The following is a 26,197-nucleotide window of genomic DNA, read 5'->3' as shown; positions in this document are numbered from 1 at the left end:
ATTTTTTGATCCGCACGCGGCCCAGAGCCGCTGCCCGGGCTTATTCGAATGTCAGATCCAGCCCCAGTCCTCTCAGTTCATGCACCAGTACATTGAAAGATTCAGGAACACCCGCACGCGGTACGTTCTCTCCTTTCACAATACTTTCGTAAGTCTTCGCACGACCAATGATATCATCCGACTTGATGGTTAACAGTTCCTGAAGGATATTGGAGGCACCATAAGCTTCCAGTGCCCATACTTCCATCTCACCGAAACGCTGACCACCGAACTGGGCTTTACCACCCAGGGGCTGCTGCGTAATCAGACTATATGGTCCGATAGAACGTGCGTGCATTTTATCATCCACCATGTGGTGCAGTTTGATCATGTAGATCACACCCACCGTCGCTTTCTGGTGGAAACGTTCTCCGGTCTCACCGTCGAAGAGATAGGTATGTCCGAATTTGGGGATCTTCGCGTCATCACAATACTGCTCGATTTCGTAGGGTTCTGCGCCGTCGAAGATCGGTGTTGCAAATCGCACACCCAGTTCTTTACCAGCCCAGCCGAGTACGGTTTCATAAATCTGTCCCAGGTTCATCCGGCTCGGTACCCCCAGCGGGTTGAGCACGATGTCTACCGGCGTACCGTCTTCCAGGAAAGGCATGTCCTCCTGACGGACGATCTTAGCCACGATACCTTTGTTACCGTGACGGCCGGCCATCTTATCACCCACTTTCAGTTTCCTTTTCACCGCCAGGTAAACCTTGGCCAGTTTCAGTACGCCTGCAGGCAGTTCATCACCAATGGAAATATTGAATTTCTCTCTCTTATACCGACCCAGTTCCTCGTTGAACTTGATATTGTAATTGTGCAGCAGGGTGTTGATCTGATCGTTGATTTTTTCATCATTGGTCCAGTTCAACGGATTGATATTGGCATAGTCCAGTGCTGCCAGGTTCTTCGCGCTGAATTTGGCACCCTTACCTATAACAACTTCATCAAAACTGTTCATCACACCGGCAGATGCCTGGTTTTCCAGAAGGGTTCCCAGTTTTTCCAGCAATACGGCCAACAGGTCCTGCTCGTTCTTTTCATGCAGTTTATCCAGTTTTTCGACTGCCGCCTTCTCCCGCACTTTGGCGTTCTTGTCCTTCTTGGCGCGCTGGAAGAGTTTCTTGCCGATTACGACACCTTCCACACCATTGGGTGCTTTCAGTGAGGCATCTTTGGCATCACCCGCCTTGTCACCGAAGATGGCGCGCAACAGTTTCTCTTCCGGCGTGGGATCACTTTCACCTTTTGGTGTGATTTTACCGATCAGGATATCGCCTTCACGGATCTGGGCACCAATCCGGATGATACCGTTTTCGTCCAGGTCCTTGGTAGCTTCCTCGGAAACGTTCGGAATATCAGCGGTCAGTTCTTCTTCACCCAGTTTGGTATCGCGAACTTCCAGCTCGTATTCAGAAATGTGGATCGAAGTAAACATATCCTCTTTCACCACACGTTCACTGATCACAATGGCATCCTCAAAGTTGTATCCCTTCCAGGGCATGAAGGCCACTTTCAGGTTTTTACCCAGTGCGAGTTCACCGTTCTGGGTGGCATATCCTTGTGTGAGGAAATCACCGGTTTTCACCTTCTGCCCTTTCTTCACGGCGGGCATCAGGTTGATACAGGTCTCCTGGTTGGTTTTAATAAATTTGGTCAGGTGGTACACTTTCAGGTCTTCCTCAAAGCTTACCAGCTTTTCATTAACATCACGGTCATAGCGAACATGGATTTCGTTGGCATCCACAAATTCTACCACACCATTACCTTCTGAATGGATCTGAATCCGGGCATCCCGTGCTGCTTTACCTTCCAGTCCGGTTCCCACAACAGGGGCATCGGGACGCAGCAGCGGTACCGCCTGACGTTGCATGTTGGATCCCATCAGGGCCCGGTTGGCATCGTCATGCTCCAGGAATGGAATCAGTGAAGCACTCAAACCAACAATCTGGTTCGGTGCCACGTCCATATATTGTACGTCCGTTTTATCCAGTATCGGGAAATCACCGGTTTCGCGGCTGGCCACTTTATCATTGACAAAATTGCCGTTGTCATCCAGCGGCGCATTCGCCTGGGCAATTTTCGCAGAATCTTCTTCCTCCGCACTCAGGAAATCCAGGGATTTCATGTTCACTTTTCCGTCGCGCACTTTATGATAAGGCGTTTCAATAAAGCCCATCTCATTGATCTTGGCGTGTACACAAAGCGTGGAGATCAGACCGATATTCGGTCCTTCCGGTGTCTCAATGGTACAGAGGCGTCCATAGTGGGAATAGTGTACGTCACGTACTTCAAATCCGGCACGTTCCCGGCTTAAACCGCCTGGCCCCAGTGCTGAAATACGCCGTTTGTGTGTAATTTCGGACAGCGGGTTGGTCTGATCCAGAAACTGCGACAACTGTGAGGTTCCGAAAAAGGAATTAATCACTGAAGAAAGCGTCCTGGCATTGATCAGATCCACCGGTGTGAATACCTCATTGTCCCGAACGTTCATCCGTTCGCGGATGGTACGTGCCATCCGGGCCAGACCTACGCCAAACTGGGCATACAGTTGTTCTCCCACTGTACGCACCCGGCGGTTGCTCAGGTGATCGATGTCATCGATCTCTGCCTTACCATTGGTCAGGCGTACCAGGTATTTGATGATCTGAATGATATCGTCCTTGGTCAGGGTCTTTTGGGTCAGCAACGCATCAATACCGAGTTTGCGGTTGATCTTGTAACGACCTACTTCACCCAGATCATAGCGTTTGTCGCTGAAAAATAATTTATCGATAATGCCGCGGGCGGTTTCATTATCAGGCGCATCTGCACCCCGGAGCTGCCGGTAAATAAACTGTACCGCTTCCAGCTCTGAGTTGGAGGTATCCTTATTTAAAGTATTGTATATGATGGCATAGTCCCCACCGACATCTTCCCGCTGGATAAATACGGTATCGATCCCCATGTCCACGATGGTTTCGATCGCTTCTTCATCCAGTACGGTATCACGTTCCATTACGATCTCATTCCGCTCAATGGAAACGACTTCACCGGTATCTTCATCCACGAAGTCTTCAACCCAGGTTCTCAGGACCCTTGCCGCCAGTCTTTTACCAATATGGGCGTCCAGGGATTTTTTGTCACCCGGTACTTCATCCGCCATACCGAAGAGCTCCAGAATGTCCTTGTCGGTTTCATAACCAATGGCACGCAACAGGGTCGTCACCGGGAATTTCTTCTTACGATCGATATAGGCATACATGACATTATTAATGTCTGTTGCAAACTCCATCCAGGCACCTTTAAACGGAATCACCCGGGCAGAATAGATTTTGGTTCCGTTGGGGTGTACCGACTGGCCAAAGAATACACCCGGAGAACGGTGAAGCTGGGAAACCACCACACGCTCTGCACCATTGATCACAAAGGTACCGCGGGGGGTCATATACGGGATATTACCCAGGAACACATCCTGAACGATGGTCTGGAAATCCACATGCTCCTCGTCGTTACAACTCAGGCGCAGTTTTGCTTTTAAAGGAACGGCATAGGTCAGACCACGCTCCATACATTCCTCAATGGAATAACGGGGCGGATCGATGAAATAATCCAGGAATTCCAGTACGAAAATATTCCGGGTATCGGTAATCGGGAAATTATCCTTGAATACGCGGAACAGGCCTTCAATATTACGTTTATCAGGCGTTGTTTCTAACTGGAAAAATTCTTTAAAGGACTGGATTTGAACTTCGAGCAAATCGGGCGTTTCAGCTAAGTGTTTGATTTTCCCGAAGTTAACTCTTGATTGTACGCTTGTAGCAGACATAATATATTACACCGGTTTTTAAATGATTTAGACCCACAGCAACGCCAACAGGGATACCCGCATTATAGGACATCCCATTGAAATTCAATTACTTGAACATATGCTGTAAAGTCAAAATTTTATTGGCCAAAATAAAAGGACTGCAAAGTTAAGGGAATTCCCCGAGAAAAGACATAACATGTCCGCAATAATTTTGCCAAAAACTATCGGGTGAACAAAAAATCTGCGCTGCGGGGCCGCGCAGGCCTGATGGGTTAAGGTTTCCGATTTATCGCAGCCGGTATATTTCGGTACCCGCCAGTAAGAAACAGCCCAGGCCGTAATCTTCAAAATCCGGCCGGCTGGTATGGGTGACCGGCTGTCCGTCGCTGGGTTCCTTACCGGTACCCTGCACATATCCCAGGAAGCCGTTTTTATGCACCGCATCCCGGACCATGGCTTTCCAGGCCCGGCTGACGGCCGGCTTGTAGCTGGCGCCGTCCAGATAGCCTTTTCGGATACCCCAGGCAAATCCATAGGTAAACAGTGCGGTACCTGATAATTCCTTACCGCCAAAATGCCCGGCGTCGTGCAGACTGACATTCCAGAACCCGTCCGGACGCTGGACTTTCAATATCGCCGCCGACATATCCCTGAAATCCTGCAGGTATTCCTGGAAATGGGGATCGGTATCCGGTAATTCATCCAGTACCCTTACCAGGGCGGCCAGTACCCAGCCATTGCCCCGGCTCCAATAACAATCTTCGCCGTTGGGTTCCTTATAGGGCGGAACAAAATCCTTATCCCGCCACCATAAATGGTCCTGGCGGTTGTACAGGCCGTTTTGTCCATGCTTATTTTTGGAATAAGCGTAGATCTCATACATTTTATCAAAATACCTGGAATCCTTATTCAGTACGCCCAGTTTGGTAAATACCGGCATGGCCATTTGCAGGGCATCGATCCAGTGCCAGTCATCATTTTTGTCACCCGCCACAACGGTGTTGATACAGGCTGTAATCGCCTTTATTCTTTCAGGCCGGGGATCAATCCGGTACAGATCAATATAGGTCTGACCGCAACACTGGTTGTCCGCATTGCGGGTGCCGACACCGCCGTTCAGGCCCCATTGGTGTTTCTGGCCCCAATCCACCGCATAATCGTAATACTGCTGCTTCCGGTCGATCGCATACAATGCCATCAGCCCCTCATAATAGACGGCACGGGTCCAGATATTACTGGGCCTTTCCTTATTGGTAATAATGGTTTTACCCGGATCCGGCCATTTTTGCATAAAATATCGGTTGGTGAGCCGCATCGTTTTAAGCAACTTTTTCTTCGAAGGCAGTTGCTGGGCAGGGGCTGTAACCACGCCCAGCAGGGCGAACAGCAATAGCGAAAACTTCAATAATTTCATGACAAACTTTTTTGCGTTTCGGATCAATATTAAACCATTTGTACAGTACAGGCATCCTGTAGTATCCTGCGCCCCGGGCAGGATTGTACGGGATTGTTGTTTCCCGGGCATCCCTAGTTTTGCAATCGAACGCATAAGCATGCTCCAATTATGAAAAATTTATTATTCTGTTTACCGGCAGGTATCCTGCTGGCCCTCCTTTTTTCTTCCTGTCAGAACAGCCCTGCTGCTACTGCAGGTCGTATTGACAGAAAAGCCGTCGTGGAACGGCATACCGTTGAACTGAACCATACCGATACCCTGGCAGCACTTTCAGTGGGCAACGGTCAGTTTGCCTTTACGGTAGATATTACAGGGCTCCAGACCTTTCCGGATGCTTATGAAAATGGGGTACCGCTGGGAACACAGAGTGAATGGGGCTGGCATGCTTTCCCCAATATGCATCATTATCAATTCAAGGATGCCCTAAAAACCTATCAGCTTAACGGCAGACCGGTAACTTATGCCGTACAGAACGGTGGTGGCCCCCTCCTGGCACGTCAGACAGCAGATTATTACCGGATCAATGAACACCGCCTTCACCTGGCCAATATCGGTTTGGAAATTCTTAAAAAAGACGGTAGCCTGGCCACCCTGGCAGATATACAGGAACCCCGTCAACAACTCAATATGTGGACGGGACGGATTCATTCCCGTTTTAAAGTAGAAGGCAGTTTAGTGGAAGTCACCACCCTGGCCCACCAGCAACAGGATGCGATTGCGGTGCAGGTCCGTTCCGCATTGCTGGAGCAGGATCGCATCCGGCTGCGGATCCGCCTGCCCTATCTCTCCGGGGAATGGGGAGACCGGGGCAATCATTTTACGGATACCGCAAGCCATCAGTCCGGAGTGAGCGCCAGCACGGATCATGCGGCCCTTATCCGTCACGATCTGGATACTACCCGTTACTATATCAGCAGTGCCTGGACCGGTACCGCCCGGCTGAGCCGCCCCAAAGCCCATTATTACCGCCTCCAGCCCTCGGGTGCTGACGTATTTGAAGCCACGATTGGTTTCAGCCCCGATAGCAGCAATGCTGCGAAACTCCCGGATTTTAAAACGACAGTGAAAGAAAATGAAGAGCAGTGGTCCAGGTTCTGGAAATCAGGTGCCGCCGTGGATTTCGAAGGCAGTACCGACCCGAGAGCTGCAGAACTGGAACGCAGAATCGTATTGTCCCAGTACCTCACCAAGATCCAGTGTGCCGGCCATTATCCACCACAGGAAACCGGGCTTACCTATAACAGCTGGTACGGCAAACCGCATCTGGAAATGCATTGGTGGCATGCCGTCCACTTTGCGCTCTGGGGCCGGCCGCAGTTGCTGGAACGGACGGTAGACTGGTATTTTAAAGTCAGTCCGGTCGCCCGGGGCATCGCCCGGAGACAGGGTTACGAGGGATTGCGCTGGCAGAAAATGACCGATAATAAAGGTCGGGAAGTCCCTTCATCTGTGGGCGCCTTCCTGATCTGGCAGCAACCGCATTTCATCTACTTTACCGAACTGCTTTACCGCGCCCATCCCGAACCTTCTGTACTCGAGAAATACAAGGACCTGGTCTTCGGTACCGCAGATTTTATGGCATCCTTTGCCCGCTACGACAGTCTGACCCAAAAATATGTACTGGGCAAAGGCGTCATTGCTGCCCAGGAACGTTTTAAGGCCGAAGAAACTTATAACCCCACTTATGAACTGGTCTATTGGTACTGGGGACTGAATATTGCCCAGCAATGGAGGGAACGCCTGGGACTGGCCCGCGATCCGAAATGGGACAGTGTCATCCAACAGCTGTCTCCGCTGCCGGTTCAGGACGGCAAATACCTGTTTACCGAATCGGCGACCGATTCTTATACCAATCCGGTTTACCGTACCGATCATCCTTCGGTACTGGGCGCCCTGGGCATGCTGCCGGCTACCCCCCTGCTGGATACCACCATCATGAGAAACAGCTTTGACTGGATCTGGGCGAACTGGAACTGGAAAGATACCTGGGGTTGGGATTTCCCGATGACGGCCATGACTGCGACCCGGCTGGGCGCGCCCGAAAAAGCCATTGACGCCCTGTTGATGCCGATACAGACCAATACCTATCTGCCCAGCGGTCATAATTATCAGGAAGGCCGGCTGACCATTTACCTGCCGGGTAACGGCGGTTTACTAACGGCCATCGCCATGATGTGCGGCGGTTACGATCAGGCCGACGGCGTGCTGCCCGGCATACCCAAAAACGGCCGGTGGAAAGTTAAGGCGGAAGGCTTTGCCAGGATGCCTTAAACGGGTTCACCTGGTATTTGTCGGCTTTTTTCTGCCGCCGAACGGGAAATTTTAAAAATTTTCGGGTTCGCAAACGTTTGCGCAGGAAGGTGCAGGATGCGCTTACCTTACAATGCCTGTACTTTAGGCTTTCCAATTAAATCACCGCCATATGTTAGCAATATCAAATGCCCTGAAGGCCCTTCTGTTATTGGTTTTTTCCTGCAGCATTGCTGTATTTTCCTACGCACAACAAACCGTCTTGATTACGGGAACGGTACTGGACGAAACCGGCACCGGCCTCGAAGGCGTATCCATACAGGTCAAAGGCACCCAGACCCTGACATCCAGCAAAGCCGATGGCAGCTTTCAGCTCCAGGTACCGGCAGCCGATGCGGTACTGGTCGTCAGTTACGTGGGCTTTAGTACCCAGGAAATTTCAGTGGGCGACCAGAAAAATTTACAAATCGTACTTACACGGCAGAACAGTTCACTGAATGAAGTGGTCGTCATCGGTTATGGTACCCAGAAAAAAAGAGATGTGACGGGTGCCGTGGCGACCCTGCATGCCGATTTTGAAGAGCGTCCCGTACAGCGGGTGGATCAGGCCCTGGTGGGCCAGCTGGCAGGGGTCCATGTCAAACAGACTTCCGGCGCCCTGGGCAAGGGACTCAGCGTGCAGATCCGGGGTACCAGTTCGATCTCCGCCGGCAATGAACCCCTGTATGTGATCGACGGGTTTCCACTTACACCGGCGGCACCCAACGGCTCCGGTAATTATAGCAATGGCAACCCCCTGGACAATATCAACCCGAATGACATTGAATCCATTCAGGTCCTGAAAGATGCAGCTTCAGCGGCTATATACGGCTCCAGGGCAGGCAACGGTGTGGTACTGATTACCACCAAAAAAGGCCGGCTGGGCAAACCTGTCATCAGCATCAACAGTACGGTCGGCTTTATGGAAAGAAGCCGTAAACTGGATATGCTGAATGCCGAGGAATGGGTGGATCGGGCGGCTGAAATCATCAATGCGCAATGGGTCGCTTCCGGTCCCGGCCGGAGCGCTTCGCAGAGCAATGAAGAAAGAAGGCAGCTGCTGGGCCTGCCTGAAGGACAGGTCAATACCAGCTATATGACCGATGACCGCTGGTTTCAGCCGGGTCATCCCGGTCTGAATTTCATCGACTGGCAGGACGTCACTTTCCGCAGGGGGCTGACCCAGAATCATCAGCTTTCCGCATCCGGAGGAACGGAAGCAGTCCGGTATTTTATATCGGGCAATTATAACCGGCAGGAAGGCATGGTAAAATTTACCGATTATACCAGCTATTCGGCCCGGGCGAATGTAGAAGTTACGGCGATCAAAAAACTTAAATTCGGCGTCAATATTGCGCCGACTTACAGCATCAATCACGATCCGGGTGTGGAAGGCAAGGATAATATCCTCCACCAGCTGGTCAGCTTTACACCGGTACAGGAGGACAGTATGGGCTATTATCCGAATGTAGGGCTGAATGGTCAGTACCGATGGAGTGTCTCTCCCAATAGTCCGCTGGGCAAACTGGAAAATAAAATCGGTGAGACCAAAAGGTATCGGACCCTGGGTACAGTATATGCCGATTACGAGATCCTGCCGGGACTCAACTGGCGGACGACCCTTAATCTCGACAATACCGATATTACGGCTAAAAGTTATACCCCCTATATCGTGGCCAGCAGCCTGACGACCCGGCTGGCCCAGCTGAATGCGCTGACCTCCGGATCCTTTTCCACCATCAGAAAAAGAACTTTTGTTAATGAGAATACCCTCTCCTACAACAAAACATTCAATGAACTGCATGACCTCTCCTTTGTAGGTGGTTTTACGTACAGTTCCGATAAACTCGAAGTCTCTTCCCTGTCTTCCAGGGACGGATTCAAATCGGGATCCATCACCACCCTGAACGATGCGGTCGCGGTTACAGGCAGCACTTCCGAATCCAAAAATATCCTGCTGTCCTACCTGGCCCGGCTGCAATACGGCTATGACAATAAATACCTGTTATCCGCCAGTATCAGACGGGATGGTTCTTCCCGGTTCGGTGCCAATACCAAATGGGGTGTCTTTCCCTCCTTTTCCGTGGGCTGGCGGCTCAGCGAAGAAGCCTTTATGCAGCCGGTCACATTTATCAATGACCTGAAACTCCGCGCCAGTTATGGCACTTCCGGTAATTACAATATTCCCGATTATGGCAGCATTCCTTTGCTGGGCAGTTATTCCTATACGTTTAATGGGGCACAGGCCAATGGGTTTGCACCTGCAGGTGCCACCAACCCTGATCTGAGCTGGGAGAAATCCAAAATGATCAACCTGGGTCTGGACCTGACCATCGTCAACAACCGCATCAATTTCGCTTTTGATTACTATACCAAAAAGACCTCTAACCTCCTGTTCTATATCCCCGTACTGGCAGTAACCGGGTCGGGGGAAGTACTGGGTAATGCCGGAGAGGTACAGAACTATGGCTGGGAGGTAGAACTCAATACCCGCAATATTACCGGCCCCGATTTTCACTGGACGACCAATATCAATTTTTCACATAATCGCAATAAGCTCTTATCACTGCCCGGTGATCAGCAACAACTGCTCATTCCTTCTTCCTTCGATATCTCACATTCCATATTAAAAGTGGGTGAACCCCTCTACAGTATTTTCGTAGTTAAACAAATCGGCATCCTCTCTGAAGCGGATATCGCCAATGGTGCCGCGGTATATGGTTCAGAAACGGTGGGGGATCCCAAATACTGGGATTATAATGAAGACGGGGTGATCGACGCCGATGACCGGGTCATTGTCGGCCATCCCAGTCCGGATTATTCCTGGGGTATCACCAATACCTTCCGGTACAAGAACCTGGATCTTTCGGTATTGGTTCAGGGCCAAAACGGAGGATCTATCTATTCATTGCTGGGCAGGGCTCTGGGCCGGACCGGTCAGGGCTTTACGGATAATGCCCTCGGTTTCTACCGGGACCGGTGGCGTTCCGCCGCTGATCCAGGGGATGGTCGGGTATCCAAGGCCTATTCCACTTTCGGCCGGATCAAAAACACCGACTGGTTGTATTCCTCCAACTATATCCGGGTACGTAATATCACCCTGGGCTATAACCTGGGCAACCATTTCAAATCGAGCGCGGTGATCCGGGCTGCCAGGATTTTTGTAACGGCAGAAAATTTCTGGGGACATGACAATTATGATGGCGGCATGAACCCCGAAGCCACGAATACCAACCTGAGTGGTGACAGTAATTATCCCGAAGCCGGTGACTACGGCGGGTTGCCCCTGCCCCGTTCGCTGGTACTGGGTATCAATTTTAGTTTTTAACCGACTTCCGCATTCACGGAGCATAAATCTGATAATCATGCAATACAGCCATACCGCTTCCCGACATACTACTGATATTCGTCCGACGCTTCGAACTGCCGGTAATAAACGGCGCTTCGGTCGCTATCTCCTGGGATGGTGCAGTAGTTTATTCCTGTTGCTGTTCCTATCAGGATGCAGTAAAGACCTGAACCAGTTGCCGATCTCCGACCTGACGGATCAGAATTTTTACAATCAGCCCAATGATTTTATCCAGGGCATCAATGCCGTCTACAATGCGTTGCGCAGTTATCCCGACCGGCAATTGAATCTGTCCGAAACCCGCTCCGACAACCTCTATGCCGTATCTGACGGCGGCGTCCGGGATTGGGAGGGGATCAACAGCTTTCACAAAACCCTGGCGGGCAATCCTTATGTAATTGAGGGCTGGAGTACCGACTTCAACGGCATTTACCGCGCCAATGCCCTGCTTCGTGCGCTGGAAGAAAAAGGCAGCATCATCACCGATGCCGGATTGCGGTCCCGCATTGAAGGAGAAGCGCGCTTTCTGCGGGCTTTCTATTTCTTTGATCTGGTAAAACTCTATGGGGCTGTTCCGCTGGTAGATAAAGCTGTGAGCGCAGATGAAGCCCGCAGCCTGCCAAGGGTCGCTCCTGCTGAACTGTATAATTTAATTATCAGTGATCTGGAATTTGCAGCTGAAAACCTGCCGGAAATCTACACCAACGCCGGCGATAAAGGCCGGGCCACAAGATACGCGGCAAAAGGGATCCTGGCACTGGTCTACATGACCCGCAGTGCACCCGCCTATGATATCAACGGACCGGGACTGGGAGCTAATGAATGGAATAAGGCACTGCCACTATTGGATGAAATCATCGACAGCGGCAAATACACATTCAGTAACAGCTACACCGATATCTTCAGTTACACCAATGAAAACAATAAGGAAGTTGTTTTTGACATTCAGTACGCCACGGGATTTAATCCGGTGCTGGGCGCTACTTTCCCCTGGCTGCTGGCCCCCGACACCTGGTTCCAGTCACTGGGTAAACCGGTGCAGGGCGGACTCACCATACGGCCGGTTTCTCAGGACCTGTTGAACAGTTATGAAGCGGGCGATACCCGAAAAAACTTTACCATCCAGAGCGGCTTTGTTTATAACGGCGTAGCCGAAACAAGGTCTTTTATCAAGAAATATATTGACGTTAACTTTACCCCTTCCAACCGGATCGACTGGCCGATTAACTTTATCGTTTTGCGGTTCACCGATGTACTCCTGTTAAAAGCGGAATGTATCCTGCAGGGTGCTGCAGGTAGCGCCGGCTTCGCGGACAATACGGTCAGTCAGATCCGGGGTCGTGCAGGACTGGGTCCGGTAAGCGGGGTCACCCTGAGCCAGCTGTTTGATGAAAGAAGGCATGAGTTTGCCGGAGAAGGCCTGCGCTGGCAGGACCTGATCAGAAGCGGCAATATCCTGACCCGGATCCCGGCCTGGATTACCGCCGAAGATGTACAACATCAAATGCAGGCATTCAATAAGAATTTTATCATCTATCCGGTACCACAGCCTGAAATGGATGCGGCGCCCGGACTCTATATGCAGAATGACGGGTATTAAAACAAGGCATATTTTTCTGGCAGGGTTCCTGTTGTTGTCTGCAGGGACCGGCCGGGCCCAGCCCCTGCTGGCTACCGGGCCCGACATGCCTGATACCTGGATCGATAAAGATACCCGGCACCGGGTGGTTCGCCTGAGCAGGGACAACCGATCCAACCTGAGTTTTTATTTTCACAACAATCCTTTTGCCGGCGATCAGATGGTGTATTACAGTACCGCACCGGCACGCCCGACGGCTGCCAAGCAGGAAACCTACAACAGCTCCGCCCGGGACCGCCAGCTTTACAGGCTCGATCTGAAGACCTATCGCGCCGTCCGACTTACCGACCGGCAGTTGCCGATGCAGGGCGAAATCCTTTCCGTACCGCGGGGGGAGGCTTTTTTCCAGATCCGGGATTCCGTATTCGCCGTAAACCTCCGCAGCCGGCAGCAGCGCCTCATTTATGTTTTTCCGGAAGATTTTAAGGGTACCGTCACCACCATTAATGCCGATGGCAGTCTGCTGGCAGGTGTCAGGGCCACCGATCAGGAGAAAGAACTTTTTAAGCAACATCCCGATAAAAGCAATTATTTCAACCTGATTTATGAAGCCCGCCTGCCCCGTACCCTGTTCACCCTTTCGGTGGACAAAGGGACACTGGAAAAAATACACCGGGACAGTGCCTGGCTGAACCATGTGCAGTTTTCGCCTACCGATCCGAAATTACTGATGTTCTGCCATGAAGGGCCCTGGCATAAAGTCGATCGCATCTGGACCATTGATATCCGTACCCGTAAGATCCATCTGATTCATAAAAGAACCATGCCCATGGAAATCGCGGGACACGAATGGTTCAGCCAGGATGGCAGCACCATATTTTTTGACCTGCAACAACCCCGGGGTCAGCGTTTTTTTGTTGCTGGTGTGGATTTGAAAACCGGTCGGGAAACCAGATATGAACTGGACCGCAATAACTGGTCCGTACATTATATCAGTTCCGCTGACAACCGGTTTTTTGCCGGCGACGGCGGTGACCGAAGTTCCGTCGCCCGGGCACCGGATGGCAAATGGATCTATCTGCTGCGTCCCCGGGCAGGTCGGATGGTCGCAGAGAAACTGGTGAATATGCAACACCATGCCTATCGTCTGGAACCCAATGTACATATTTCACCGGACCAGCAATGGGTGATATTCCGCGCCAATTTTGAAGGCCGCGAAAATATCTACGCGGTGCGGATCGCTGCCGAGCCCTGAACAGGGGCGGCACAAGTTATTTGAATGTGAACCGGAAACAATTCATACAAGACAGCTTAAAGGGCGTCAGCGTCCTGGCACTCAGTCCCGCCAACTGGTGGTCGGCATCGGACCGCGCTGATGATTTCCTGCAGCGCCTGCGTCCGGTGGGGCGTATCCTGGAACTCGAAGGTTATTATGTGTGGTGCAATGCGCCCATCTTTGGACCGGATGGGAAGGTCCATGTTTTTTTCTCCCGATGGAAGGCAGCGAAAAAAATGAGCGGCTGGATCCGCGGCTCAGAAATCGCACATGCCGTGGCGGACCAACCTGAAGGCCCCTACCAGGTCCTGGGTACGGTTTTGGAACCGCGGGGCGGTGATTACTGGGATGCCACCACCTGCCATAATCCTTTTATCAGTTGCTTTGCAGGTCGCTACTATCTGTATTATATGGGCAATAGCAATGGCAGGACCAATACCAAAAGAATCGGCCTGGCCAGCGCGGATTCCTTATATGGTCCATGGACCCGGACGGACCAACCGCTGTTGCTGCCGGGAACCGAAGGCAGCTGGGACGACCATTGCACGACCAACCCCTCCGTCATTCAACACCGGGATGGTCGCTACTGGCTGTATTATAAATCCTGGAATACCCGGGATTATGAACAACAGACCGGTGCGGTAAGGGGCAACCGTAAATACGGCGTCGCTTTTGCCGGGCAGCCGGAAGGTCCTTTTACCAAATACAACGGCAATCCGATTATCGATTTTTCCGGTCATGGAGATAATGCCCAGCTGGAAGATGCTTTTGTCTGGCAGGAAAAAAAACAATTCCGGATGATCGCCCGGGACATGGGCTACAAGGATCATCAGCGGGGGATTATTATGCACTCCCGAAAAGGTTTGCACTGGAGCCGGCCGAAGACCGCCTTCTATCCCCTGCGTCAGTATGTCGACCTGCCGCCTGCTCCCGCTCACCTGCATAAATATGGCAGGCTGGAAAGACCGCAGCTCCTGCTCCGGGAGGGGCGACCGGTTTATCTGTTTGCCACTTCCCAGGGCGGTCGCTATGAAACGGCATCTCCCTTTATATTTAAGATCGTTTAAGTTATTTTTCCCCCCATGATACTTCGTCCCCTGCATATGATCCTGCTGCTCCTGTTGGCCCTGCTCATCGGTCCGGCCGGCAGCGTAAATGCGCAGGACAACCTGTGGCACGGGCAGCAAAGGATACTGCATTACCGGCCTGCGGGTCAGGATTTTATTTTACACGAGGGAAACAAAAAATTTAACCGCGCCCTGTATGGCACCCATACAGCCTTTAGGGTGGAGACCGGTGACCTGCCGGAGTTTGCCCTATACATGCCCGGCATGGGGGGCAACTGCAAGATCGGTATTATCAGCGGCAGGGAAAGCAAATGGCTGACGGCAGCAGACCAGATCCGTACCCGGTATCGTCCGGGTAGCATGCAGTACGAGATAACCGACCGGCTGCTGGAAAAAGGATCCCTCCGGATCACCGTGCTGGCCATGGCGGACCGGGAAGGCATGGTCCTGAAAATCGACACCCGGTTGCTGCCTGCAGGGACCCGGCTGGTGATCGCTTACGGAGGTGCTTCCGGCAGGAAATTCAGCCGTGACGGCGATATTGGCGCCGATCCGCCCAGCAGTTTTGAATTGCAGCCGGCCTATTGTCGCGACAATATTTTTCGGATCCGGGACCATCGATTTGACCTGCATTACGGTTTCAGTGAACCGTTAAGTGAACAGCAGCGTTATGTCATTCAAACGGGAAAGGAACAACCGGACAGCAGCAAGGCCCGGCCACCCCGGCATCAGCAGGGCATCCTGCCACCAGGATCCCGACTGCAACTCGCGGATGCCCGACAGCAGGCCAGTCCGGCCGTGCTGCTCGGCAGCAAGGCCGCCCCCGCCACCACCATACTGGCTGCCGCAACGCCCGCTGCGGGCACCGGAACCTATTATTTCATGGTAGAGAACAGCAATGCCAACAGGCGGTATGAGACGGCTGCGGCAGTTTTCCGGCAGGCGGAAGCCCGCCGGCAGGCCACGGCAGCGCAGATCGAACTGGAGACACCTGACCCTTATATCAATCCACTGGCCGGGGCATTAGCTGTTGCCGCCGATGCCATCTGGGAAGCACCCAGCTATTTACACGGCGCAGTGGCCTGGCGTATGCGGCTGCCCGCCTGGCGGGGTGCCTATGCCGCAGATGCCCTGGGCTGGCAGGACCGGGCCCGGCAGCATTTTGACAGCTACCTCAGATCACAGGTTACCGGGATACCACCGGGCCGGGTCGAACCTGATACGGTCAGGCATTTTGCCCGCCAGAAAGAAAGCATGGGCAATGCCATGTTTAGCAACGGCTATATCTGCCGCAGTCCTGATGGCAAGATCCAACCCCACCACTATGATATGAACCTGGTCTTTTTTGACCAGCTGCTGACCCATTTACAATATACCGGCGATACGGCCTATATCAGAAAAATATGGCCTGCATTAACCCTGCACCTGCAATGGGAAAAAAGAAATTTTGATCCTGATGATGATGGGCTCTATGATGCCTATGCCTGTATCTGGGCCAGTGATGCCCTGCAATACAGTGGTGGAGCGGTCACGCATGCGACCGCTTATAATTACCGGGCCAACCTGCTGGCCGCCCGGCTGGGCGCTTTGATTGGTGCGGATGGCAGCTCCTATGCCGGCGAAGCCCGAAAAATCCTGACGGCCATGAACCACCGGCTCTGGTCATCACAGGCGGGCGTCTTTGGTGAATACCGGGACCGTACGGGTTTGCAGCGCCTGCATACCGCACCGGGACTCTGGACCATTTACCATGCGATTGATGCCGGTACCGCCAGTCCGCTGCAGGCCCTGCAAATGCTGGATTATATCGACCGCCAGATACCCCATATTCCGGTGCGGGCCCGGGATCTGGATCTGGACAGTCTCTACCTGGTATCCACCACCAACTGGCAACCTTATACCTGGAGCATCAATAATGTGGCACTGGCAGAGAACCTGCAGACCGCCCTGGCTTACTGGCAGGGCGGCGCCGCTGACCGGGCTTTCCATCTCTGGAAAAGCGCCCTGGTAGAAACAATGTACCTGAGCTCCAGTCCCGGCGGGTTCCAGCAATTATCCTTCTATGATGCGGCCAGAGGGGAACTGTACCGCGATTTCGCTGATCCGATTGGTGTGGCGGCCAGAACGCTGACCGAAGGCCTCTTCGGCATCCAGCCACAGGCCCTTAGCGGCCAGTTGCTGCTGCGCCCCGGATTCCCGGCACACTGGGCTTTTGCGCGGCTGAAAACGCCCCGGATCAGTTTCGGGTTCAAGCAGCAGGAAAACCGGCATCAGTATACCATTGACCAGCATTATGACCGCCTGCTGGATCTGCATCTTTCTGTACCGGCGCTCAGAACGGGTCTCAGCAGTGTCCGGGTCAATAACCAGCCAGCGGTCTATCAATGGGATTCGACTGCCGTCGGTGGACCCGTATTGGACATCCGTGCCAGTGCCGCTACCCATTATGATATTCAGATCGACTGGACAGGAGACAGCATCCGGCGTTTGCCTGCCCGGATCAGCGGGCAGCAGGGGCAATGGCAGGAAATCGCGACAGGCCCGGCAAAGGTCCGGACGGTCCGGGACCTCCACCAGACAATACAGATCGACACAACAACCGCGGGGCAACTGAAGTTTTTTCCCACAAAACCCGGGAACCATACCCTCCTGGTAACCCTGCAACAGGGTCCGGCCCACTGGCAGCAGCTGATCACCATCAACGTAAGTCCCCGCATCGGAATGGCTGTTACCGCTGACAGCAGCGATCAGGGATTTGACCTGCAGCTTATCAATCATAGCAAAACGGTACAGAGAGGCCGGCTGCTGGTGAACCGGTTTGAAAAGCCGGTCGAACTGCAGCCCGGTGCCGCTGAACGGATATCACTGGAGCGGGAAATGCTGGAACAGGGCCATAACCGGGTAATTACGGAATGGCAGGATGGTTATCGTACTGATACCCTTTTAGCATACTGGGGCGGTGAAGACCCTGCCCACTACGAATCCCTGGACATCCGTCCCGTACTGAATGCCCGGGTGGCAGCTACTTTTCAGCAGCGCTATCTTGAACCCCGTCCGGCAGTCACCACCCTGCAATTGCCCTGGCAGGGCATCGGCAACTGGTGTTACCCCCTGGTGCAACCAGCGATCAGTAATGCCGGCATCCGCGGTAAGGACAATATCTTCCTGAACCGGATACCCTTTCGACTGGGCCAAACCCTGGATATCGCCTATACTTCCCAATGGGATAATTTTCCGGACAGCATCCGGATACCGCTCGGGGGTAGGGCCACCCACGCCTATCTCCTGATGGCAGGCACGACCAACCACCAGCAGAGTCAAATGATGAATGGAATCGTTTATATTGAGTATACCGATGGCAGCCGGGACTCCCTGCCCCTGATTAATCCGGAGAACTGGTGGCCACTGGAACAGGATTATCAGGACGATGGTTATGCATTCCAGGCGGGTCCGCGCCCCTGGCGTCTGTTGTTACACACCGGGCATTTTACCAGGAATTTTACCCAATATACCAGCATAAAAGGATTTACAGACCGGGCCATTGCCGGAGGTGCCGCTACGGTGCTGGACCTGCCTTTACGGGGTGACCGGAATCTGAAATCGCTCACCCTCCGCACCCTCAGTAATGAAGTGCTGATTGGTCTGATGAGTGTCAGTCTGAAAAGAAGCCCGTCGATTGCCGGAAATAAAAACGAAAAATGAACCGGATCTTCCGGATCCATTATTTAAAACAGCATGTGAATTATGAATTGTAACCGATTGTACCATCTAGGATTTTTTCTGAGCTGGCTCTTATGTTTTCAGCAGGCGGCTGCCGGCTCCCTGACGGCGCCTGGCGACAGTATCCCCTCGCGGCAGCAGGTGGGTGCTGCAGCAATGCCGGCAGCAATCGCACCGATCCGCGCCCCGTTTGACATGCCACAGTTGCAAAGGCCGGTTTTCCCGGATTATACCCTTCAGGTAGACCCGAAGGACCGGGATGCCAAAGGATGGGCAACCGCTGCCATTCAATCCGCCATCGATGCCGTACACCAACATGGAGGCGGCAAAGTGATTTTACCGAAAGGTGACTGGAAGAGCGGCCGGATCCATCTTAAATCCCATGTCAATCTGGAAATAGCGGCCGGAGCCAGTCTCTTTTTCAGTGGTGAGATCGAAGACTACCGCCCTGCCGTATTTACCCGAAATGAAGGTATCGAACTGATGTCGCTTGGCGCCTGTATTTATGCCAATGGACAGCAGCATATCGCTATTACCGGTAAAGGGCGCCTGATCGGACCCGCACTGGGCGGTTCGGTGCGCCGGCAGATCATGACAAAGGATGTTATAGAAAATGTGATTTCCTTCAAGACGCCGGTGGCAGAACGCATATATGAAGGTCGGGACGGTGCATTTATTTTTCCGCCCATGTTTATTTCTCCCATAAACTGCAGCAATGTACTGATCGAAGGCATCCAACTGGAACAGACGGCCTTCTGGAATATTGTACCGGTCTATTGTGACAGTGTGATCATCCGGGGGGTTACCATCCACTCGATAGGTATTCCAAGGGGAGACGGCATTGATATATCCTCCAGCCGCAATGTGCTGATCGAATACTGTACCTTAAGTACCGGCGATGACGCTTTTACCATCAAAGCGGGTCGCGGAGACGATGGACTCAGGGTCAACCGCCCTTCAGAAAATATTGTCGTACGCAATGGTCTGGTGTTGGAAGGTCATGGCGGAATAACCTGTGGCAGCGAAACCGCTGCCATGATCCGGAATCTTTCGGTGCAAAATTGTGTATTCGAAAATACCCGGTCGGCCATTCGTTTTAAGACCCGGCGGCCCCGTGGCGGAGGTGGCGAAAACCTCTACTATGAAAATATTCGCATCAGCGGTGCCAAATACGCTTTTGAATGGGACATGCTGGGCAGTGCCGTCCATGTAGGCCAGGCCGCCGCCCGGTATCCGCCCCGTCCCCGCAATCACCTGACACCCCTGTTCCGTAATATCAAAGCGCATCGGATTTCGGTTTCCCAATCAGAGCAACTGTTTAAAGCCGTGGCGATTCCGGAGAGTCCGCTGGAAAATGTCATGATATCCGGACTGGTATCCGAAACTAAAAAACTGATCAGCGCCAGCGATCTGGACGGCCTGCAACTTACCGATGCCCGGCTCCTTACGGACAGTGCCGATATCCGTTTGCTGGACAGTCGAAATATCAGGTTTAAAAATGTGCGATTCCTGTCGGCTACACCCCTGCGCGTGCTGACCGAAGGTCCCCTGACCGGTGGAATCCGCTTCATAAAATGCCATCCCAAAAAGCCGCAGGGCTGGTCCCGCAAATCCCTTCCTTCAAAAACCGATTAATTTAAAATATGATGATGAAAATATTTCTCAAATCCCTGTTACTCTATGTCTGCTGTCAAATCCAGTTAACCCCACCCTGTGCCGCCCAGGGTCGGCTGGTATTACTCAGTGAGCATCAGGGTCCGGTTATCGGCGCCCGGCACCCCGATGTACTGGCTTCCGGGAACCTGTCCGGTTTTGAAACCGGGCAAGTAATCAAAGAAGCGGACACCTACCATATGTTCGTCAATGAAATGTTCAAAAGGCCGCATCGGGATTTAAGGATTTCTCACTGGAAGAGCCAAGACGCCATCCACTGGAAGCGGGTAGGAACGGTCGTGGAAAGCATTCCCGGAAGAACCGCCTATAATCCCAAATCAGAAGTATGGGTCAATGCGGTTGTTTTTAATGCATCCGAAAATGCCTGGAATATTTTCTATGTTGCTTACCGGGCCGGTGACAGCAGCCGCGGGGAAATCAGCGGAAATGATTACGCGGGCCGGATCTGGCGGGCCAAATCTGTTATCCCCGGAAGAGAAGGCATCGACGGTCCCTATGCCGACATGGGCATCCTGATGCAACCGGATCAGTTCAGCCAGGACTGGGAAGGCCAGCAGGCCGTAGCCTCTTTTTTTCCTTACCGGGCCGGCGCGGGTTGGTTCGCAATGTATGACGGTCACTACCATACCCCCCGCGGAGGCTGGCCGACAGGGATGGCCTATGCTCCGCAACTGGAAGGTCCCTGGAAACGCATGCCGGTGGGTTTTAACCCGCTTCAGGTGGCCGAAGTATTTATGGAAAATGAAATTGTATACCAACTGCAGGATAGCAGCTACCTGATGATTTTTGATTCCTTTGGAGATCAACAAATCGGTTACAGCCGCTCCAAAGACGGCATTCACTGGGAGAAGGAAGAGCGGATCCGCATTCAGCGCCCCGGCAGGATCTGGGCCGAGGATGGCGATCATTTAACCCGGACGCCACTTTGTGCCATCCCGGAATCAGACGGCAGTTTTACCGTACTGTATACGGCACGCACCCAAATGAGCGGCCAACCCTTCTATGCCATTGGCAAATGCCGTATCGGCTGGCAACGATAAACCCGGCTGACGGGTAGCAGTGCCCGTCGGTTTTGAATCAGTACAGCCCAAAGCTTCGCAGCACCCATGTTATTGCTGAAGCGGCGCCTGAATTGCCAGGCCGATCTTTGCGGTTTTCAGGCCCCGGCCACTGACCTTCAGTTGCGCCCGGCCGGCGGTTCGGGCAGCCTGTACCAGTACCACCAGTTTTCCGTTGAAGGTTTGCATGGTGGGTAAATGAAAAGCTTCCAGTGATGTGGCATCTCCGTTACAGGCAGCCCGGTAACGGGCGGCACCGCTTACGCTGAATTGCAGTTGCTTTGCCGCCTGTGGACAGACACGGCCCGCTCTATCCACGATAGACACCGTTACAAAACTGATATCTTCACCATCTGCCTGGAGCAGGGTCCGGTCGGCTTCCAGCCGGATGGCATAGGGGCTGCCGGCAGTTTCCATCGTCGTTTCAGCAGCCGGCCGGCCTTCCTTGTCCAGTGCCACGACCCTCAGGGTGCCGGGCTCATATTTGACATCCATCCACATCAGGCGATAGCGCTCCTGCGGACTACCCCCCTCCTGTTTTTTCCGGATGCCCATGCTTTTGCCATTAACGAACAGTTCGGCGCTGTCATAACTCGTATAGACAAAGACCGGTGTGGTCTGCCCTTCCCTGCCGGGCCAGGTCCAGTGCGGCAGCAGGTGCAGGGTTGGTTCCCGGGTATTCCAGCGGCTCCGATACAGGTAGAACCGGTCCTTCGGCAGGCCAGCCAGGTCATTGATCCCGAAATAGGAACTCCGCGAAGGCCATTGATCATCATAAGGTGTGGGTTCCCCCAGGTAGTCAAATCCGGTCCATACAAATTCTCCGATCACCCAGTCTTTATCATCCTGCCAGATAAAATCATCATCGGGCAGGTTCGACCAGGAACAGTATTCCAGATCATAAGAAGAACATTGCCGGTCTTCGTACTGTCGCTGTGCGGCTTTCACCACCGGGAATTTATATACCCCACGGGAACTCACTGTCGACGCCGTTTCTGAGCCCAGCAACAGGCCTTGTGGAAAAGTCTGGTAAGCCTCTTCATACAAGGGCAGGCGGTAGTTCAGACCCGGTATATCCAGTACGGCGCCAAAACCATATTTCATGGCATTCTGTACCTGATCCATTCCCACGGTTACCGGACGACCGGGATCCTCCCGGTGAAAAACATCCTGTATTTTCCGTGCCAGTTTGGCACCGTCATAGCCCCATTGATCCGGAACCTCATTGCCGGCGCTCCACATCACGATGCAGGGATGATTGCGGGTCGCACGGACCAGGTATTCCACATCCCGAACCATGTCTTTTTCAAAATAAAGATGGTAGCCATTTTTCACTTTGGGTTTGGCCCATTCATCAAAGCTTTCTGCCAGAAACATAAAACCCATTTCATCACAAAGCTCCAGTTGTTCCAGCGAAGGCATATTATGGGAACTCCGTATCGCATCACAGCCCATATCCTTTAAAATACGGAGCTGCCGGCGCAGGGCCGCCTTATTGACGGCAGCGCCCAGTGGTCCCAGGTCATGATGCAGACAAACCCCTTTGAATTTGCGGGTTTTGCCGTTGAGCTGAAAGCCCTGTGCTGCGGAATAACGGATCGACCGGATTCCGAAACGTGTCGTTACCTGGTCTTTTAAAACACCGTTCTGGTAAAAACTGGAAACGGCCTTATATAGTGTGGGCGTTTCCGGGCTCCAGAGCGCCGGGTCCCGAAGGGCCAGGTTTTGCTCGAACTGCTGCTGAAACAACTGGTCACTGGTGTCTGCCGCCACCCGATGATGGGCTGCATCAAATATCTCAGTGACAAGGGTGCCGCTGGACACCGTAATATTGGTGCGCACATTGATTTTGGCAAAACTGTCTGTGGCGATCGGTGTGCTGATCTGTACACCCCATTGATCGATACTTTCCTGATTCTTCAGGATCAGTGATACTTTCCGATACAGACCCGCACCCGGATACCAGCGCGAGGATTCACCGGGATTGTTCAGCCGGACCGCCAGCAAATTATTCTCCTTATTCCGGATCAGCTCCGTAATATCCAAATAGAAATAACTGTAACCATAATGCCAGCCGCCGGCCTTGCGGCCATTGACGAAGACTTCCGGATTGCTCATAGCACCTTCAAAAAGCAGCAGGGCGGTCATACCGGGCTTAAGCGCGGGCGTCCTGAAGTGGTTGCGGTACCAGCCTTCCCCGATATAGGGCAGGGCACCGGTCCGGCCCGTTTTTTCGGTGGCCCTGGTTTCCTGGTTCTGTTGAATGGCGACAACCTGCTGATCGATCTTCTTATCGAAGGGACCATAAATGGCCCAGTCATGCGGAATGGATACCGACTGCCAGTTGCGGTCATCAAAATCAGGCGCAGCCGCACCGGGTTGTGGCCCCCTGGCAAATCGCCATCCATCCTTGAGCAGGGTGACGGTTCTTGTCTGTGCGTACAGGGGGGCATTCCAGAGGCCGGTCAGCAGTAATCCGGCGCAATATATCCATCGAAATCTTTTCAATTTATTCCTTTTAGTAGGGTGTACTTAATCTATCGGTGCATAGCTTTGAAAGGGATGTTTTTTTTCATAATGATTCCAGATAAGCGATGCAATTTTTCGGGTCAGCACCTCGGCTTCATTGGTATCCGTCCAGCTCCGGTCCTGATTATTCTTGGTCAGTATACAAAACACAATATCGCCTCCGGGCGCATTGACCAGTACGACTTCCCCGCGGGCCGCATCCACCGAACCTGTTTTACAAATGGTGCTCACTGTAGCGGGTAGTTGGGAAAGGGATCGTTCATTATAGAACTGATTTTTCAGGTAACGGTACATTTTATCTGAATACCGGGCATCAATAATTTTGCCCTGCCGGATCAGGGTAAACAGCCGGGCCATTTCCCTTGGCGTGGTCTGTCCCCATCCATATTTTTCCCATATCGCCTGACGTCCTTCCGTGCGTGAGTTCACCCGGGTGTCATGGAGCCCCAGATTTTCCATAAGTTGATTGATTACCGCACCACCGCCACTGAGTTCCTGCAACCAGATGGAAGCCACATTATCACTGTACGTAAGCATTAATGAAATCATCGTAGACAAATCGGTCCTGGCGCTGTCCCGATAGAACTGCATCAGGCCGGATCCGCCGTATTCCCGGCTGGAATCGTAGACGAATTCCTGCGCCCGTTTGAAGGTCCCGGATTTGATCTTATGAAAGATACCGACGAGGATGGGTATCTTGACAATACTGGCGGTAGGAAATACTGTATCCGCATGAATCGCCACCACTTTATTCTTTTTAAGGTGATGCACATAGACGCCGATATCACCTTTAAAACCCGCTATCTCCTTTCTGATGGCCGCTTCGAGTGGGCGATCTGTTTTCTGTGCATAGGCACAAATAAAAAATAACAGTAAGGGTAAAAGCGCTAAGAATCGTTTCATAATATCTGTATTGATCCTTTCAAAGATAACGGCAATTACCTGCTTCATCAATAAAATGAATAAGTGATCAGGGCCGGAACCTTCCTTTGTCCGGGCGTCCCGCTGACCGGAATCAGCGGATTTCCTGACCATTGATCCGGACCTGTTTCAGTCCGATATTTCGAATCAGCGTTTTGTCCATCGCAGCATCCCGGGTGGCGGTAATATCGATGCGCTCAAAGGTAAAATCATGCAGGCTGTATTGTTCCGATTTTTTCACATTCCATACCGAGCCGCATTCCAGCATAATATTTTTAAACCGGATATGATGCGCATCCGTACGGCGCATTTCTTTCTCACCTTTCAGATCAAAGAACTGGGTCCAGGCATTGATGTCCAGCAGTACTTCCGCATCTCCCTTTATATTTTCCAGTGTAATATATTCATAGTGCTGCGGCGTATCCGGGCGCATCTTCAGCTGCAGCAGTCTTTTGGCACCGTTTAATTTTGCGTTTCTGAGAATGATATTGCGGTTATGAATGGATTCACTGCCGCAGGTAAGGGCGCTGTGACAGAACCCATATTCACAATCTTCGATTATAATATTATAATTACCCCCATTGGTGGTATCCTTATCAGCGAACGGTCCCTTGCCACCTTTCAGTGCAATGGCATCATCGTTAACCGACATATAACAGTTTTTGATCAGCACGTCTTTGCAGACATCCAGATCAATGGCATCTGAGCTGGGTGCTTTTACGGGTTCATAGGGCGCGTAGATATATAAATCCAGCAGTTTGAGGCGTTCACATTTATAATAGTGCGAAGTCCAGAAAGGTGAATTTATCAGGCTTATCCCGGAGATCTGGACGTCGCGGCTATGGGAGACAAATAACAGGCGGGGTCTTTGTTCATCCTTATTGGTACACTGTGGATTCCATTGCCGCCGCAGCCAGAAGGCTTTCCAGAACCGTAAACCGTTCCCATCCAGACACCCCGTACCAGATATGGTAAATCCATCCACGCCATCTGCATTGATCAGGGCGGCAAAATATTTCAGGGATTGTCCCTCAATCCGGGTAGGCATCACTTTATAGTCAGAAATATCATCGCTGCCCTTGATGCGGCTGCCTTCCGAAAGATACAGATGGGTACCGGGCTTGAAAAACAGCGACCCGCTCAGAAAACAGCCGGCTGGAATGACGATGACACCGCCACCCTGGGCAGCTGCCTGATCAATCACGGCCTGGATGCCGGCGGTCTGTACTTTCGTGCTGTCATTGACGACTCCGTAATCGGTAATGGTATAGGATTTTCCGAGCTGTTCCAGTCGGGTCGGCTGGATCTGGCGGAACCAATCGGAAATCGGTGTGCCGTCCGGAAAACTTTCCTGTGCCATCACCGGCGCCGGCAAGATCCATCCGATTGTCAGTATCAGCAATAAACTGCTTATTTTCTGCATCTGCATTTTTTTAATGTTTACAATAATCTG

13 protein-coding genes are annotated in these 26,197 nt (G+C 52.4%); 8 read left to right on the top strand and 5 right to left on the bottom strand.

Annotated features, from left to right (window positions below; genetic code table 11):
* Positions 1-40: 40 nt before the first annotated feature.
* Together rpoB and ACYVI9_RS05055 are read right to left on the bottom strand one after the other, a co-directional pair.
* On the bottom strand, positions 41-3,844 hold the full coding sequence (rpoB, locus tag ACYVI9_RS05060) for a DNA-directed RNA polymerase subunit beta (RefSeq protein WP_460761510.1): 3,804 nt from the start codon (positions 3,842-3,844) through the stop codon (positions 41-43).
* 268 nt (positions 3,845-4,112) lie between these two features.
* Positions 4,113-5,240, bottom strand: coding sequence for a glycoside hydrolase family 88/105 protein (locus tag ACYVI9_RS05055; protein WP_460761508.1), 1,128 nt, complete (start codon positions 5,238-5,240; stop codon positions 4,113-4,115).
* A gap of 150 nt (positions 5,241-5,390) precedes the next feature.
* Between ACYVI9_RS05055 and ACYVI9_RS05050 the strand changes: the two genes are divergently transcribed.
* The 8 genes from ACYVI9_RS05050 to ACYVI9_RS05015 all read left to right on the top strand — a co-directional run bounded on the left by ACYVI9_RS05050 (position 5,391) and on the right by ACYVI9_RS05015 (position 21,276).
* Positions 5,391-7,553 carry a hypothetical protein gene (locus tag ACYVI9_RS05050; protein WP_460761506.1) on the top strand — a complete coding sequence of 721 codons (2,163 nt, stop codon included), beginning with the start codon at positions 5,391-5,393 and terminating at the stop codon, positions 7,551-7,553.
* A 151-nt stretch (positions 7,554-7,704) separates the two neighbouring features.
* Positions 7,705-10,899, top strand: coding sequence for a SusC/RagA family TonB-linked outer membrane protein (locus ACYVI9_RS05045; RefSeq protein WP_460761503.1), 3,195 nt, complete (start codon positions 7,705-7,707; stop codon positions 10,897-10,899).
* Positions 10,900-10,936: 37 nt separating this feature from the next.
* Complete coding sequence (locus tag ACYVI9_RS05040) at positions 10,937-12,520, top strand: RagB/SusD family nutrient uptake outer membrane protein (RefSeq protein ID WP_460761500.1); 1,584 nt, start codon at positions 10,937-10,939, stop codon at positions 12,518-12,520.
* The gene (locus ACYVI9_RS05035) at positions 12,507-13,754 is read left to right on the top strand and encodes an oligogalacturonate lyase family protein (RefSeq protein ID WP_460761498.1); all 1,248 of its coding nucleotides are present in this window, start codon (positions 12,507-12,509) and stop codon (positions 13,752-13,754) included. The genes ACYVI9_RS05040 and ACYVI9_RS05035 overlap by 14 nt, the downstream gene beginning before the upstream one ends.
* Positions 13,755-13,780: 26 nt before the next feature.
* Positions 13,781-14,842: a glycoside hydrolase family protein gene (locus ACYVI9_RS05030; protein ID WP_460761495.1), complete on the top strand. Its 1,062-nt coding sequence runs from the start codon at positions 13,781-13,783 to the stop codon at positions 14,840-14,842.
* Positions 14,843-14,857: 15 nt separating this feature from the next.
* Complete coding sequence (locus ACYVI9_RS05025) at positions 14,858-18,544, top strand: DUF4450 domain-containing protein (RefSeq protein ID WP_460761493.1); 3,687 nt, start codon at positions 14,858-14,860, stop codon at positions 18,542-18,544.
* Between the two features lie 57 nt (positions 18,545-18,601).
* Positions 18,602-20,197: a glycoside hydrolase family 28 protein gene (locus tag ACYVI9_RS05020; protein WP_460761490.1), complete on the top strand. Its 1,596-nt coding sequence runs from the start codon at positions 18,602-18,604 to the stop codon at positions 20,195-20,197.
* An 11-nt stretch (positions 20,198-20,208) separates the two neighbouring features.
* Positions 20,209-21,276 carry a glycoside hydrolase family protein gene (locus tag ACYVI9_RS05015; protein WP_460761488.1) on the top strand — a complete coding sequence of 356 codons (1,068 nt, stop codon included), beginning with the start codon at positions 20,209-20,211 and terminating at the stop codon, positions 21,274-21,276.
* Between the two features lie 69 nt (positions 21,277-21,345).
* Here the strand turns inward: ACYVI9_RS05015 and ACYVI9_RS05010 are convergent, their stop codons facing one another.
* The 3 genes from ACYVI9_RS05010 to ACYVI9_RS05000 form a co-directional block, all read right to left on the bottom strand.
* Entirely contained in the window at positions 21,346-23,802 is a 2,457-nt protein-coding gene (locus ACYVI9_RS05010; RefSeq protein WP_460761486.1) for a DUF4982 domain-containing protein, read from the bottom strand.
* Positions 23,803-23,826: 24 nt separating this feature from the next.
* Positions 23,827-24,726 carry a serine hydrolase gene (locus ACYVI9_RS05005; RefSeq protein ID WP_460761483.1) on the bottom strand — a complete coding sequence of 300 codons (900 nt, stop codon included), beginning with the start codon at positions 24,724-24,726 and terminating at the stop codon, positions 23,827-23,829.
* Positions 24,727-24,838: 112 nt separating this feature from the next.
* Positions 24,839-26,167, bottom strand: a complete 1,329-nt coding sequence (locus ACYVI9_RS05000) for a rhamnogalacturonidase (protein WP_460761480.1) — start codon at positions 26,165-26,167, stop codon at positions 24,839-24,841.
* Positions 26,168-26,197 lie beyond the last annotated feature (30 nt).

This window comes from Niabella terrae, assembly GCF_054783135.1.
The sequence above is the reverse complement of the archived record's forward strand: the minus strand, read 5'-3'. Positions and strand labels throughout refer to the sequence as shown.